The sequence below is a fragment of the Pseudomonas sp. GW821-FHT12A04 genome, from assembly GCF_058807755.1.
Genome location: NZ_JBXAQZ010000003.1, coordinates 88,948 through 103,073, shown reverse-complemented (window position 1 = coordinate 103,073; position 14,126 = coordinate 88,948). Strand labels below are relative to the sequence as shown.

At 60.3% G+C, this 14,126-nt stretch carries 10 protein-coding genes and 1 pseudogene; 3 read left to right on the top strand and 8 right to left on the bottom strand.

The window, feature by feature from the left end:
* Nucleotides 1-60: 60 nt before the first annotated feature.
* Genes AC1RS8_RS05905 through AC1RS8_RS05895 form a run of 3 tightly spaced genes read right to left on the bottom strand, consistent with a single transcriptional unit; the run spans nucleotide 61 to nucleotide 3,356 of the window.
* Complete coding sequence (locus tag AC1RS8_RS05905; protein ID WP_489338535.1) at nucleotides 61-1,026, bottom strand: HlyD family secretion protein; 966 nt, start codon at nucleotides 1,024-1,026, stop codon at nucleotides 61-63.
* 4 nt (nucleotides 1,027-1,030) lie between these two features.
* Complete coding sequence (locus AC1RS8_RS05900; RefSeq protein ID WP_032829912.1) at nucleotides 1,031-1,231, bottom strand: DUF1656 domain-containing protein; 201 nt, start codon at nucleotides 1,229-1,231, stop codon at nucleotides 1,031-1,033.
* Complete coding sequence (locus tag AC1RS8_RS05895; protein ID WP_489338536.1) at nucleotides 1,221-3,356, bottom strand: FUSC family protein; 2,136 nt, start codon at nucleotides 3,354-3,356, stop codon at nucleotides 1,221-1,223. The genes AC1RS8_RS05900 and AC1RS8_RS05895 overlap by 11 nt, the downstream gene beginning before the upstream one ends.
* Before the next feature lie 215 nt (nucleotides 3,357-3,571).
* Here AC1RS8_RS05895 and AC1RS8_RS05890 point away from each other — a divergent pair, with 215 nt between their 5' ends.
* The 3 genes from AC1RS8_RS05890 (at nucleotide 3,572) to AC1RS8_RS05880 (ending at nucleotide 7,913) form a co-directional block, all read left to right on the top strand.
* Nucleotides 3,572-4,627, top strand: a complete 1,056-nt coding sequence (locus AC1RS8_RS05890; protein ID WP_493162474.1) for a tetratricopeptide repeat protein — start codon at nucleotides 3,572-3,574, stop codon at nucleotides 4,625-4,627.
* A 116-nt stretch (nucleotides 4,628-4,743) separates the two neighbouring features.
* The gene (locus tag AC1RS8_RS05885) at nucleotides 4,744-6,246 is read left to right on the top strand and encodes an ATPase domain-containing protein (RefSeq protein ID WP_489338538.1); all 1,503 of its coding nucleotides are present in this window, start codon (nucleotides 4,744-4,746) and stop codon (nucleotides 6,244-6,246) included.
* Nucleotides 6,243-7,913 carry a response regulator gene (locus tag AC1RS8_RS05880; RefSeq protein WP_218495745.1) on the top strand — a complete coding sequence of 557 codons (1,671 nt, stop codon included), beginning with the start codon at nucleotides 6,243-6,245 and terminating at the stop codon, nucleotides 7,911-7,913. The genes AC1RS8_RS05885 and AC1RS8_RS05880 overlap by 4 nt, the downstream gene beginning before the upstream one ends.
* Before the next feature lie 4 nt (nucleotides 7,914-7,917).
* Here the strand turns inward: AC1RS8_RS05880 and AC1RS8_RS05875 are convergent, their stop codons facing one another.
* From AC1RS8_RS05875 to AC1RS8_RS05855, 5 genes and pseudogenes are all read right to left on the bottom strand, one after another.
* On the bottom strand, nucleotides 7,918-8,295 hold the full coding sequence (locus AC1RS8_RS05875; RefSeq protein ID WP_057714773.1) for a response regulator: 378 nt from the start codon (nucleotides 8,293-8,295) through the stop codon (nucleotides 7,918-7,920).
* Between the two features lie 76 nt (nucleotides 8,296-8,371).
* Nucleotides 8,372-9,553, bottom strand: coding sequence for a hybrid sensor histidine kinase/response regulator (locus tag AC1RS8_RS05870; protein WP_154859904.1), 1,182 nt, complete (start codon nucleotides 9,551-9,553; stop codon nucleotides 8,372-8,374).
* Between the two features lie 41 nt (nucleotides 9,554-9,594).
* A pseudogene (locus AC1RS8_RS05865) lies at nucleotides 9,595-9,723 on the bottom strand (chemotaxis protein CheB); the annotation flags it as partial.
* Nucleotides 9,720-10,553 carry a CheR family methyltransferase gene (locus AC1RS8_RS05860; protein ID WP_057714771.1) on the bottom strand — a complete coding sequence of 278 codons (834 nt, stop codon included), beginning with the start codon at nucleotides 10,551-10,553 and terminating at the stop codon, nucleotides 9,720-9,722. The pseudogene AC1RS8_RS05865 and the gene AC1RS8_RS05860, both read right to left, overlap by 4 nt.
* Entirely contained in the window at nucleotides 10,553-14,044 is a 3,492-nt protein-coding gene (locus tag AC1RS8_RS05855; RefSeq protein ID WP_489338539.1) for a response regulator, read from the bottom strand. The genes AC1RS8_RS05860 and AC1RS8_RS05855 overlap by 1 nt, the downstream gene beginning before the upstream one ends.
* Nucleotides 14,045-14,126 lie beyond the last annotated feature (82 nt).

Below are 14,126 nucleotides of genomic sequence, written 5' to 3'. Positions count from 1 at the left end.
TTCACCAATGATGTTGACTGATCCACCGCTATCGCGAGCAAGCTCGCTCCCACAGGGGGGTTAGTGCTGGTCTTTGGATTTGCGGGTTTCCTGGACGGTCACGGTAGCCGTGGTCCCCGCCCGCAGGTTGTTTTTACCGGCATAGTCGGCATCGATCTCGATCCGCACCGGCACCCGTTGCGCCAGTTTGATCCAGGTGTAGCTGGGGTTGATGCTGGCCAGCAGACGGCCGCCCGGCAGGTTTTCCCGGTCGGCGATGGCGAAGGCAATACTCTGCACTTTGCCGGCGAACGTTTCGCCACTCATCAACTCGATCTTGACCCGGTCACCCTCGCCGATCCGCGGCAACTTGGTTTCTTCGAAGTAACCGCTGACATAGAACGACTCGCTGTCCACCAGCGCCAGCAATGGGCCACCTGCCGAGGCGTAATCACCCTCCCGGGTCAGCAGATTGGTGACATAGCCGGTCACCGGGGAGACGACATGGGTACGCTGCAAGTCGAGCTCGGACTGGGTCAATGCCGCGATGGCCAGTTGCACGTTGGCCTGGGCCAACACCAGACTGGCCTGATTACGCATCAAGTCGGCCTGGGCCACCGACACGTCGGTGCTGGCTTTCTCCCACTCTTCGCCGGAAATCGCTGAACGATCCTTGAGCGTGCGCCGGCGCTGCTCCTCGCTCTGACGTTGTTTGAGCAATGCTTCGCTGGAGATAATCGCCGCCTGGGCCTGCCCAAGCGAGGCTTTCGCCACCTCCACCGCGCGTCTGGCATGCTCCACCGCCAGGGTGTAGCGCGCCGGATCGATCTCCAGCAGCGCCTGGCCCTTGCTCACATGTTGGTTGTCCTGCACGGCCAGGCTGACGATTCGCCCCGAAACGTCGGCGGACAAGGTCACCACATCGGCACGCACCCGGGCATCCCGGGTCCAGGGTGCGCGGGTGTAATGCTCCCAGGCGAACCAGCCCAGAATGAGGGCCAGCAATACCACCGCCACCGTCGTGAGTCGGGAAAGGATGTTCTTCAAGGCTTCAGGCTCCCATGACCAGAATCAACGTGGCGCAGACGCAGGCGTACAACGCGCCTTCGAACAACGCCTCGTGCCAGACAAACTGCAGCACGCCAAGGCGCCGCAATGTCCAGTCCAGCAACAGGAAAATCGGCAAGCCCAGCAGCAGCGCCTGGGCAATCGGGGGTAGATAGGCACCACCCACTTCCAGATCAATGGGCAAGGACAGGGTCTCCTTCAAGGCCTGAGGGTTGAAAGTGGCCGCGATAGCGTTCCACGAACGACACCACGATCAGCAGCGCCACACGCATGCGGAACACCGACCACAAGTGTTCGTGAACATCGGTATGCAGGGCATCCAGGTCGTCGCCCAAGGTGTGGAGGCTATCAAGCACCTGCACCACTTCGACCCCGGGCCGACCGGCAACCAGCCTGCCCGTTTCCCGGACTGTCGAAAACAGGCGACGTTGCAGATCGGGACTCAGCAGTGCGTTGTTCTGCCCTTGCTGCCGCAGCTGATTCAAGGCGATACCCAATGCCATGCAGGCCAGGCTGACTTGAAACAGCTCGCGCGATTGTGGCTCCCGGGTCGCCGGCAGCAGCCCCAACATCATGGTCAGGCGATCAACCATACGGCTCTCGAACGCAAACTGCTGTTCATCGCTCGCCGAGGTTTTCAGCAAGGCGTACACCTGCTCGCAGCTCTCTTTGTAGAGCCGGCGCATGCGAAAATCCGGCCTGAACGGAAAGATCAGCGCATAGACACTCAAAGCCAGCACGGTCGCACAGGTATAGGCTCCGGCAAACTCGAACCACTGGCTGGCAGTGTTTTGACCAATCCCCACGTTCAACGGGCCAAGCAACAAAAACGTCGTGAGCCCCAGGCCAATCCCGGTACCTGTAGTGGGTGGACTGGCCAGCCCCACCGCTACGGCGTAGAGCAAGGGCGCCAGCAGCAAGGCAAGCATCTCGAAATTGCTGATCATCGGCACAAACATGAACTGAAGGAGCGCCGAGACCACCAGTGCCAGCCCGAACCCCCTGGCATAGCTTTGAACAGCCAGTAGCGGTCGGGGAAACGTCGACATCAGCGAGCAAAGGATGCCCACCAGCACCATCCCGGCTCGCGCACCGTCCCAGCCGGTTTCGATCCAGATCAGGCCGGCGATCAACAGCGCGCAAAAGGCACGGACGGCATTCATCGTCGCCAGGGTGAAGTCCAGATGCAGCGGATTTTCCCGCCCGCGAAACACGCTGCTGGCGGGGCGCCCGCTCTGGATGGCATCGCTCAGCTCCAGAATCTGCTCAAGCTGCTGCAACAGGCGCGCCTGCTCCCAGCGCAGCGACCAGGCCAGCGAACGCAAGGTGGCCGGCAGCGGCTCGGTCAATTGTTCGGCCCTGTAGGCCAGCTCATCAAAGCGTTGTTGCAGCGATGTGAAATGATGGCGCTTTTCACTGGACAGCGAACGCCCCTCCCGCGCCAATTCATCGAGAAAGGCCAGCTCTTCGGCACGCAGCCGTTGAATCTCTTCAGGCAACTCGCCCTCCCAGCGCTCGGTCAACAACAGCCGCTGGTGGCGCAAGGCGGTCAGCCGCGCGGTCAACAACACCAATTGGTTGCCCAGCAGTTGCACCAGGCCGTTGGCGCTGCGTAACCGGGGCGCATCGTAGTACATGTGCCGACGCACGCCCTCCAGGCCGCTGATCTGGCCCAGCAGCTGCATTTGCCGCTGCTGGAATTCGGCTTCGCTCTCTTCGGTGCGGATGACGGCGCTGGCATGGGTGGCCAGCAACCGGGTGATTTGGTCGATTTTGGCGAAGTAATCCCGGGCCACGGCTTCCGGCCTGGCGGTGAGCAGGCTGACCACGCACACGCAGGCAACCGCCAGCAAGGTTTCGGTGAGGCGGGTCACTGCCAGCAAAAAGGTGCCGTCCTGATCGGGAATCGCCAGCAACGCGATGACCACGGCGGTGTAGCCACTGAGCACGAATGCCCCGGAACTGGTGTAGCGCAACAGCGTGCCACCGGCGGTGCACAGCGCCAGCCACAGGGCCAGGGTGGTGATGAACGGCAGTGGTGCCTGGGGAAAGATCGCCATGATCAACACCGCCACGGCCGCCCCCAGCGTGGTGCCGATCACCTGGCCAAAACTGCGGGCCAGCACCATGCCAGCCAGTGGCTGGCTGATGATGACCACGGCCATGATCGACCACTTGGGCTGGTCCAGATCGAACAAAAACGCCAGGTACAGGGTCAACAACCCGGCCGCGATGGTTCGCAAGGCAAACAGCAACACCCCGGGGCCGGGGTTGAAAATCGCCTTGAAGTATTGCAACAACGCTTGCATGGGAACACTCGTCGAGACACCTCCAGCAAGCGTAGTCACTGCTGCGGTGCCTCGAGAGGTTTTGCCATCGACGCAGCTTGCCGGCCCGTGGATTGTCGGCTGAAGGGCTGTTCAACGGTTTGAATCGAGCGAGAACGGCGTCAAGGTTTGACTCAAAGCCTGGCCTGACCGAAGCTTGCGCCTTTGCAAAAGCTTGCCAGCTTCCGGATTCCTGCATGCCCAAGTCCCGCCGCCTACTGTTTATCAGCCTCTTCGCCCTGCTCGTCATCGGCGGTGTCTGGTTTTCCCTGCGCGATACCACCCCGGTGGTTCCCGAAGCCATCCAGCACGGCTACAGCGAAGCGCTGGCGGCTGCCCGGGCCGGCCAACCGGGTGCGGCGCGGGTGCTCTATCAGCAATTGGCCCGTCCGGACCTGTCCCCCAAACGTCGTATCGGGTTGCATGCCGAGCTGCCCAACTATCCAAGCTCGGTGGCCCTGAAGCTGGCGGATGCCGACCTGCAGAACGAGTCGCCGGAGGTGCGTATCGCGGCGATCAGAAGCATCAGCGGCCTGGTACCGAACGGCCAGCGCAGTCTGCTGCTGGGGCCATTGCTCGATGACAGCGAACAAAGCGTGCGGCTGGCGGCGATCAACGCGCTGCTGGGGTTGTCCCCGGATGAACTGGGTTTGTATTTCGGGCCGCTGGAGCAAGCCATCGATGCCTGGGAGCAAGTGCTCAAGAGCGCGCCGCAAAGCGCCGAAAACCAATACCAACTGGCCCGACTGCACTTGCACAACGCCGAGCTCAAGCAAGCGCAACAGGCGCTGGACAACACCCTGCGCCTGGCGCCGGACAACCTGCCGGCGCTGGTACTGCAAATCGAAGTGCTGGATAAACAGGGCCAGAACGACGCTGCCCGGCAACTGTTGGCCAGGCAACTGCAGGCACAACCCAACTCGGCCTACCTGCAACACGCGTTGGGGCTCTGGCTGCTGCATCACGAGCAAAGCGAATTCGCCCTGCTCGGCCTGTCCAAGGCCGTAGAGCTTGAGCCCAATAACCGGGACTACCGCTACGACCTGGCCACCACGTTGCACGGTGAGCGGGAGCTCGAAGCGGCGCAGAAACAGTTGCAGGAAATCGTTCAGCGCCATCCGAACGATCGCAAGGCCCGGGTGCTGCTGATCAACTACTGGAAGGAAAGCGGGCAGCTGCAAAACGTGCAGATCCTGTTGGCCCAACTCGAACAGATGAACCCCGATGATCCGGCGTTGCAACAAGGGCTTTGACCCCGACTGAAATTTCGTTGAACCGTCGTCCTGGCCAAGGGTCAAGTGAACAGGCAGCCCGTTGTGGCACTTCGCAGCAACTGCCTCGTTGAACCTGGCCATATGAGGACGCTTGTTTGTCTCTATCCAACGATTTGAACCGAGACAAGGCCGCCACCGGTATCGAAGGTCTGGACGATATCCTCGATGGCGGACTGTCCCGCGGACATGTGTTTTTGCTCGAAGGCGAGCCGGGCACCGGCAAGACCACCGTGGCGCTGCACTTCCTGTTGGCAGGCGCGCAAGCCGGCGAACGCTCCTTGTACATCACGCTCTCTGAAACCGAACGCGAGCTTCGCCAGGGCGCCTTGTCTCATGGCTGGGAGATGGACGAAAACGTCCATATCTTCGAACTGACGCCCCCGGAAAGCCTGCTCAATGTCGAACAGCAGCAGACACTGCTCTATTCCTCCGACCTGGAACTGGGCGAAGCCACCCGCCAGATCTTCGAGGTGGTCGAGCGGGTCAAGCCGACCCGCGTTGTCCTGGACAGCCTTTCCGAGATTCGCCTGCTGGCGCAAAGCTCGCTGCGCTACCGTCGGCAGATTCTGGCCATCAAGCATTATTTCGTGCGTTACGACGCCACGGTGTTGCTGCTCGATGACCTGACCGCCGAGTCCCTGGACAAAACCGTGCACAGCGTGGCCCACGGCGTGATTCGCCTGGAAGAATTGACCCCGAACTACGGCGCCGAGCGACGTCGCATCCGCGTGGTCAAGTACCGCGGCCAGAAGTACCGCGGCGGCTTCCATGACTTCACCATCACGGGCGATGGCGTGCGTGTATTCCCGCGCCTGGTGGCCGCCGAACATCGCGGTCAATACCTGCGTCAGCAATTGACCAGCGGCATCCGGGAAATGGATGCGCTGCTGGGCGGCGGTATCGAGACGGGTTCCAGCACCTTGATTCTCGGCCCGGCGGGGACCGGCAAATCGCTGATCGCCATGGTGTTCGCCGCCGCGGCCGTGGCCCGGGGCGAAAAAGCCGCGTTATTCATTTTCGATGAAGAGTTGGGGTTGTTGTTCGAGCGCATGAAGAACATCGGCATCGATTTGCAGTCAATGCAAGACAGCGGCAATTTGCTGGTCGAACAAGTGGACGCGGCCGAGCTGTCCCCCGGCGAGTTCTCCCACCGGGTCCGGCGCTGCGTGGACGAAGGCAATATAAAGACCGTGGTGATCGACAGCATCAACGGCTATCAGGCGGCGATGCCGGAAGAAAACGCCTTGGTGCTGCACATGCACGAGCTACTGCTGTACCTCAATCGCCAAGGCGCCGCGACCTTCATGACGGTCGCTCAGCACGGCCTGGTCGGCGACATGCAGGCGCCGGTCGACATCACCTACCTGGCCGACACAGTCATTCTGCTGCGTTACTTCGAAGCCCTGGGCAAGGTGCGCCGGGCCATTTCGATCATCAAGAAACGTACCGGCAGCCATGAGTCGACCATCCGTGAATACCGCATCAGCGCCCAGGGCATGACCATCGGTGAGCCCCTGGAAGCCTTTCAGGGCGTATTGCGCGGCGTACCCACGTATCTCGGCGCCAGCAATCCATTGCTCGCGGACGAAATCCCGTGACGGACATGCAAGCGACGTCCGAGCGCGCAATCATCCTTGCGCCGCGAGGGCGCGACGGCCAGATAGCCCTGATGATGCTCAACGAGGCCGGGTTTCACGGGGTGATCAGCCCCGACCTGCCCGAATTGTGCGCCGAACTTGAACAGGGTGCCGGCCTGCTGCTGATCTCTTGCGAGGCGCTGTTGGGCGCTGATCTGGAACCGCTGATCCGCCTGATCGAACAGCAGCCCGCGTGGTCGGATCTGCCGATCGTGTTGATGACACACCATGGCGGCCCGCAACAGAACCCGGCATCGCGCTTCGGCCCGCAATTGGGCAACGTGACCTTCCTCGAACGGCCATTTCACCCGGTCACACTGATCAGCCTGGTCACCACGGCCCTGCGCGGACGGCGACGACAGTACGAAGCCAGGGATCGGTTGATCGACCTGAGCCAGAGTGAGTTGCGCCTGCAGAACACCCTCGAAACCCTTGAACAGCAGGTGCAAGAGCGCACCGCGCAACTGCGTCACAACGAGGAAGCGTTGCGCCAGTCGCAGAAAATGGAAGCCGTCGGCCAACTCACCGGCGGCATCGCCCATGATTTCAACAACATGCTGACCGGTATCATCGGCAGCCTGGAGTTGTTGCGTCGACGCCTGGCCCGGGGGCGAACCGAAGACCTGGACAGCCTGATCGATCTGGGGGTGACTTCGGCCAACCGCGCAGCGGGCCTGACCCACCGCCTGCTGGCGTTTTCCCGGCGCCAGTCGCTGGATTCGAAACCCGTGGAGATGAACACCCTGGTGATCTCCATGGATGAACTGCTGCAACGCAGCATCAACGAAACCATTCGTCTGGACATGCAACTGGACGAGCACCTGTGGGTGGCGGAAGCCGACCCCAATCAACTGGAAAGCGCCCTGCTCAACCTGGTGATCAATGCCCGCGATGCCATGCCCAATGGCGGCAGTCTGGTGGTCTCGACTTCGAACCAGCACTTTGACGAGGATTTCACCCAAGGCCAGAGCAATCTCGATGCGGGTGACTATGTGGTGCTCAGCGTGACGGACACCGGCTGTGGCATGCCGCAAAGCACCATCAACCGCGCCTTCGACCCCTTCTTCACCACCAAGCCTATCGGCCAGGGCACCGGGCTGGGGTTATCAATGATCTATGGTTTCAGCAAACAATCGGGAGGTCACGTCGCCATCCAAAGCGTCGTGGGCGAGGGCACCACGGTGAGCCTGTTCCTGCCACGCTTCGGTGGAGACCTGCCTCGGGACCATCCATCGGACGTCGAACATTCACCTTTGGCCAGGAGTGGCGAGACGGTGTTGATTGTCGAGGACGATCCGGCGGTGCGGGTGCTGGTCAGCACGGTGTTGAGCGACCTGGGTTATGCCTACGTCGAGGCTTGTGATGGCGATAGCGCGGTGCCGATACTCGATTCGGCCCAGCGCATCGACCTGCTGATCAGCGATGTCGGCTTGCCCGGTATGAATGGCCGGCAACTGGCGGAAATCGGCCGGCAGTTGCGTCCCGAGCTGAGGGTGCTGTTCATCACCGGCTACGCCGAGCACGCCGCGGTGCGTGGCGGGTTCCTCGATCCGGGCATGCAGATGATCACCAAGCCGTTTACCTTCGACCTGTTGACGGCGAAGGTCAGGGAGATGATCAGGGCCTGAAGGCTTACGAAAGCATGTCCTGCATCAATTCCTGCAATTTATCCAGATCGAAAGGTTTTTCCAGGATCGGTGCCTTGTGCGTAATCGGGCTGTCGGTCTCGCGGATTTCCTGGGCATAGCCGCTGATGAAGATCACCTTGAGTTCCGGTCGCAGTTTCACGGCGGGCTCGGCGATCTGCACGCCGGAGATTCCTCCGGGCAGGCGGAAGTCGGTGATCATCATGTCCAGGTGCGGTTTGCTCGCCAGGATTTCGAAAGCCTGCTCGCCGTTTTCGGCCTGCAATACGCGGTAACCCTCGCCCGACAGATAAGCGGACAGCACCATCAGAATCGAGGGATCGTCCTCGACGACGAGTACTACATCTTGTGCATCTTCACTCATGGGAAGCCTTTGCTCGGTCAATTGCTGCTGATAGACCGTGGGGTCGACCAGAGGTTGCGTTTATCTGGTTGTTTTCCTACAGCGGCAGACAAACGCGAAACAAGGCGCCTTCGCCGATCCTGCTCTGGACGGTAATAGTACCGCCATGGGCGGCCACAATCTGCTCTGAAATAAACAATCCCAGGCCCAGCCCGGCGACGGCGTGCCTGGCCGATACCCGCTCGAACTGCTGGAAGATCCGCTTCTGGTTTTCCTCGCTGATGCCAATCCCTCGATCCTGCACGTCCACCAACGCCTGGCCACCTTCACTGTAGACCTTCACCGAGATCGGGCTCTTGGCCCCGTAGCGCAAGGCGTTGGTCAGCAGGTTGGAAATGACCTGTTCAATTCGAAACTCGTCCCAGTTTCCGATCACCGGTTGCGTGGCATCGAGCGAGACCGACGCTTCGGCGGCGTCGATCTGCTGGGAAAAGTTGTGCAACAGCTCGCCAACCAGCGTTGAAAGGTCAAAGCGCTTGGGCCGGATCGACAACTTTCCGGTGCGAATGCGCGAGACATCGAGCATGTCTTCAATCAATCGAATCAGACTTTTGATCTGCCGCTCGTCCCGGTCGACCATCGCGTGCATCTTGTCCAGAGTGAAGGCGGCGGAGTTGTCCCGGGCCAGGTGCATCTTGCGCAACTGGGTTTCAAGGATCAGGCCGTTGAGCGGCGTGCGCACTTCGTGGGCGACGATGGACATGAAGTCATCGCGCATGCGTACCGCCTGTTCCAGTTCCAGTTGAGTGCTTTGCAATCGCTTGAGCAGGGTCTCCTGTTCGCGGCGACTTTGCTCAAGGGCCAGCACTTGTTCCTTCATCGCCTTGCTCTGGCGATAGAGGTCGACGAACACATTGACCTTGCTCTTGACCGCCTGGAGGTCCAGCGGTTTGTACAGGAAGTCCACGGCACCGCTTTCATAGCCCTTGAAGGCGTAATTGAGTTCACGCCCGGCGGCGCTGACGAAAACGATCGGGATGTTCCTGGTTTTTTCCGTGCCGCGCATCAACTCGGCCAGCTCGAAGCCATTCATGCCGGGCATCTGCACATCGAGGATGGCCAAGGCGAATTCGTGTTGCAACAGCAGGGACAAGGCCTCGTCGGCGGACAGCGCCTTGTACACAATGCGGTCCTCACGCTTGATCAGCGCTTCAAGTGCCAGCAGATTCTCCGGCAGATCGTCCACGATCAGCAGTTTGGCCTGGATATTACTCAGCATGCGATTCGTTCCAGCTCGACAAGCAGACGGCCGATGCCGCGTACAGGAATGATCGGAAGTGCGAAGCCTTCGCGCAGCGGGCCGGGGATGTTCAACAGCGCCTCGACGCCACCGGCGCAGGCACCGATCACGATCGCTTCGATAGCCGGCATTTTCGTTGCACTTTTCATGATTTTCGATAGATCCGTTCTTGTTTGACCAGCGGCTCGAACTGATCGCCGAAGGCTGAGAAATCCGGGGTTTCCTTACTGCCCAGCACCAGGAAACCGCGATGGCAGAGGGACTCATGAAACAACCCGAACGCTCGACCCTGAAGACTTTTATTAAAATAAATCAGTACGTTACGGCATGAAATTAATTGAGTTTCGGAGAATACGCTGTCCGTCGCCAGGCTGTGATCGGCGAAGGTCACGTTCTCGCGCAGGGTTTTGTCGAAAATCGCGTACCCATAGGCCGCCGTATAGTAGTCGGCAAACGAACTCTGGCCACCGGCCTGCTGGTAATTAGCAGTGTAGGCGCGGACGTTCTCCATCGAGAAAATCCCTTGCCTGGCCTTTTCCAGCGAGCGCGGATTGATGTCGGTGGCGTAGATGATGGTACGGTCCAGCAGGCCTTCTTCGCGCAGCACAATGGCCATCGAATACACCTCTTCACCAGTGCTGCATCCGGCGATCCAGATCTTGATCGAAGGGTAGGTTCGCAGCAGCGGCACCACTTCCTTGCGGATGGCCAGGAAGTGCGAGGGATCGCGAAACATTTCGCTGACCGGAATGGTCAGCAACTGCAGCAGTTGCATGAACGCGGCGGGATCGTGCAGGACCTTTTCCTGCAACGCCGAGATGGTGTTGCACTCGAACTGACTCAACGCATGATCGACCCGGCGTTTGATCGAAGCGCCGGAGTAATCGCGAAAATCGTAGCTGTACTTGAGATAGATCGCCTCGATCAACAACCGCAGTTCGATTTCGCTGTTTCGATCCACCGAAAAATTGCGCTCCACTAGATACGTTCCATCTTCGGTAACCACACACGAATCAGCGAAAACAGGCGATCGAGGTCGATGGGCTTGGCCAGGTAATCGTTGGCGCCGGCCTGCAGGCAGCGCTCCTGATCGTCCTTCATGGCCTTGGCCGTCACGGCGATGATCGGCAGCTTGCGCCAGCGCAGATTCTTGCGGATTTCAACGGTGGCTTCATAACCATCCATTTGCGGCATCATCACGTCCATCAACACCAGATCGATGTCTTGCACCTCATTCAATCGTTCAATCGCTTCGCGGCCGTTGCGGCCAATGACCACGACTGCGCCCTTTTGCTCCAGCGCGCTGGTGAGGGCGAAGATGTTGCGCACATCGTCATCCACCAGCAGCACCTTGCGGCCTTCGAAGACCTTGTCGCGGCTGCGGGCGACCTTGAGCATCTTCTGCCGTTCATGGGACAACCGTGATTCGACTTTGTGCAGAAAAAGCGTCACCTCATCCAGCAACCGCTCCGGCGAGCGTGCGCCCTTGATGATGATCGAACGCGAATACTTGCGCAGTTCGGCCTCTTCATCCCGGGTCAGGTTGCGCCCGGTGTAGACGATGACGGGCGGAAAGGAACAGATGTCTTCGGTGGACATGCGCTTGAGCAGGTCATTGCCGAGCATGTCGGGCAGCTTGAGGTCGATGATCATGCAATCGAAGACGGATGAGCGCAGCAGATCCAGCGCCTCCTGCGCCAGGCCAACGGCGGTGATCTCGATGTCATCGTCGCCGATCAGGCGGGCAATGCTGTCGCGCTGCACGTCGTCGTCCTCGACCAGCAGCACGCGCTTGACCTTCTGGGTCAACTTGGCCTCAAGGCGTGCAAACACGTCCTTGAGTTCCTCGCGGGTGGTCGGCTTGACCACGTAGCCGATGGCGCCCATGTGCATCGCCGCCTCGACCCGGTCTTCGACCGAAATCACATGTACCGGGATGTGCCGGGTTTCGGCGTGTTCCTTCAAACGTTGCAGCACGCTCAGGCCGGAATGATCCGGCAGGCGCATGTCCAGCAGGATCGCATCGGGGATGAACGCCTTGGCCAGGTCGTAGCCTTCGTCGGCGCCGTGAGCCACCAGGCACTGATAACCCAGTTCATGGGCCAGGTCGTAGAGGATGTGCGCAAAGTTCGGCTCATCCTCTACCACCAGAATGCAGCGTTTGGTGAACGGCCCTTTGTTGCGGTCGTCGTCGAAGCGCGGAATGTCGACTTCGGCCACCAATGGCGACAACGTGGGCGGCGATACACTCGACACAGCCGCCACAGGAACGGCTCGCATCGGTTCGACAGGCACTTCGCCCGGTTCCACGTACTGCTGTGGCAAGACCAGGGTAAACACACTGCCCTGTCCCGGCGTGCTGGTCACGCTGATGGAGCCGCCGAGCAAGGCCGCCAGGTCACGGGAAATCGACAACCCCAGCCCGGTGCCGCCGTAACGCCGATTGGTGGTGCCGTCGGCCTGACGGAACGCTTCGAAGATGCTTTCGTGCTGATCCACCTCGATGCCGATCCCGGAATCGCGGATGCTGAACGCGATGCCGTCATTCGGCGCCGTGGCGACGGACAGGCTGACGCTGCCGCTTTGCGTGAATTTCACCGCGTTGGACAGCAGGTTCTTGAGCACTTGCTCCAGACGCTGGCGATCGGTGAACAGCATCAACGGTGCACCGTCCTGCATATCCACCCGGAAATCCAGTTGCTTGTCCGTTGCCAATGGCTGGAACAGGCCGCGCAGGCCATCCACCAGGCGCGCCACGCTGGTGTTCTCCGGACGGATTTCCAGCTTGCCGGCCTCGACTTTGGAAATATCCAGAATGTCGTTGATCAGGTTGAGCAAGTCGTTGCCGGCGGAGTAGATCGACTCGGCGAATTGGACTTGCTCGGCAGTGAGGTTCTCTTCCGGGTTTTCCGCCAGCAGCTTGGCCAGGATCAACGAGCTGTTCAGCGGCGTGCGCAGCTCATGGGACATGTTGGCGAGGAATTCGGACTTGTACTTGCTCGAGCGCTGCAATTCTACCGCGCGTTCTTCGAGCTGGATCTGGGCCTGATTGAGTTCGGTATTCTTCAGGTCCATGGCGTCGCGCTGCTCGGCCAGTACTTCTGCCTGCTCGGCGAGTTGTTCGTTGGTCTGCTCCAGCTCCACCTGCTGGGTTTCCAGGTGCGCCTGGGACTCCTTGAGAATCCGCGACTGCTCTTCGAGCTCTTCGTTGGCGGTCTTGAGTTCTTCCTGCTGAACCTGCAGTTCTTCGTTGAGTTGCTGGGTTTCGGCCAACACCTCCTGCAAACGCTGGCGATAACGTGCCGCCTCGATCGAGGTGCCGATGTTGCCGGCAATCAGCTCAAGCAATTCAACGTCACGGTCGGTCAGTGGACGCAGAAAGCCCAACTCGATCACGCCATTGACCCGCTCGTCGTCGCTGGTTGGCACCACCAGCACACTGCACGGCAAACCGTCACCGAGGCCGGAGCTGACCTTGAAGTAATCTCCCGGCACCTCGTCCAGGCGAATCAGCCGTCCCTGTTGCGCCACCTGGCCGACAATGCCTTCTTCGCTGTAGATCTGCTGTTCACGCCCTTCCTGTTCACGGGAAAAACCATAAGTGGCGATGCGCTTGAGGCCGCCATGGTCTTCGCGCACATAAATAGCCGCCACGGCGGTGCCCAGGTACTGCGCGCAGAATTGCAGGATATTGCGACCCAGCATGCTCAGGCTCAATTGTCCCAGCACCTGCTCGGCCAGCTCGGTCTGGCCGTTGCGCAGCCAGGCCTGTTGCTCCAGACGATGGGCGCTGGCCTGTTGGGCGGCGAGGTTGACGCTGTAGTTCTGCGACAGGGTCAACAAATCGCGGCGCCCGACGTACGCCAGCAACCCGCTGACCCCCGCTATGAACAACAGATAGAGGCTGATGCTCATGATGGTGGTGCCGCGCACTTCGTCATTGCGCGATGCGCGCAACTGTTGCTCGGTGTCGATCACCGCCTCGAACTGCTTGCGAATTTCATCGGTCAGGCGCTTACCGCGTCCGGCCTTGACGATGGCGCGATAATCGCCGCTGCTGCGCTGCAAATCGATCATCGATTGCGCGTAGTTGGTCCACTCCAGCTGCAAGGCCCGCAACCGTAGCAAGCGATCAGTCTGCACCGGGTTGTCGGCGGTCAGTTCAAGCAAGGTGTCGAGCGCCACGGCGATGCGCGGCTTGGCGGTTTCGTAAGGATCGAGGAAATGCTCGTCGCCACTGAGCAGGAAACCGCGCATCCCGGTTTCCAGATCCACGGTCAGCTTGACCGCTTCATTGGCGTTATTGATCACCCGGTCGGTGTGCTCCACCCACTGGATGGTCGACAGTAAATAGCTGATCAGCGACACGAAAAACACAGCGCTGATAAGACCCAGACCCAACGGCAGGCTGATGTTACGGCTCAGGAGTTTACGAAATCGTTGCTCATCAACCGAGGACGCGGAGGTCATGGGGCAGGCCTTGTCGAACTGTCAGAATGCAAGGAGTTTGCCCCAAAACTGGCAAATTGATCCAATTATCTGACATGTTTGC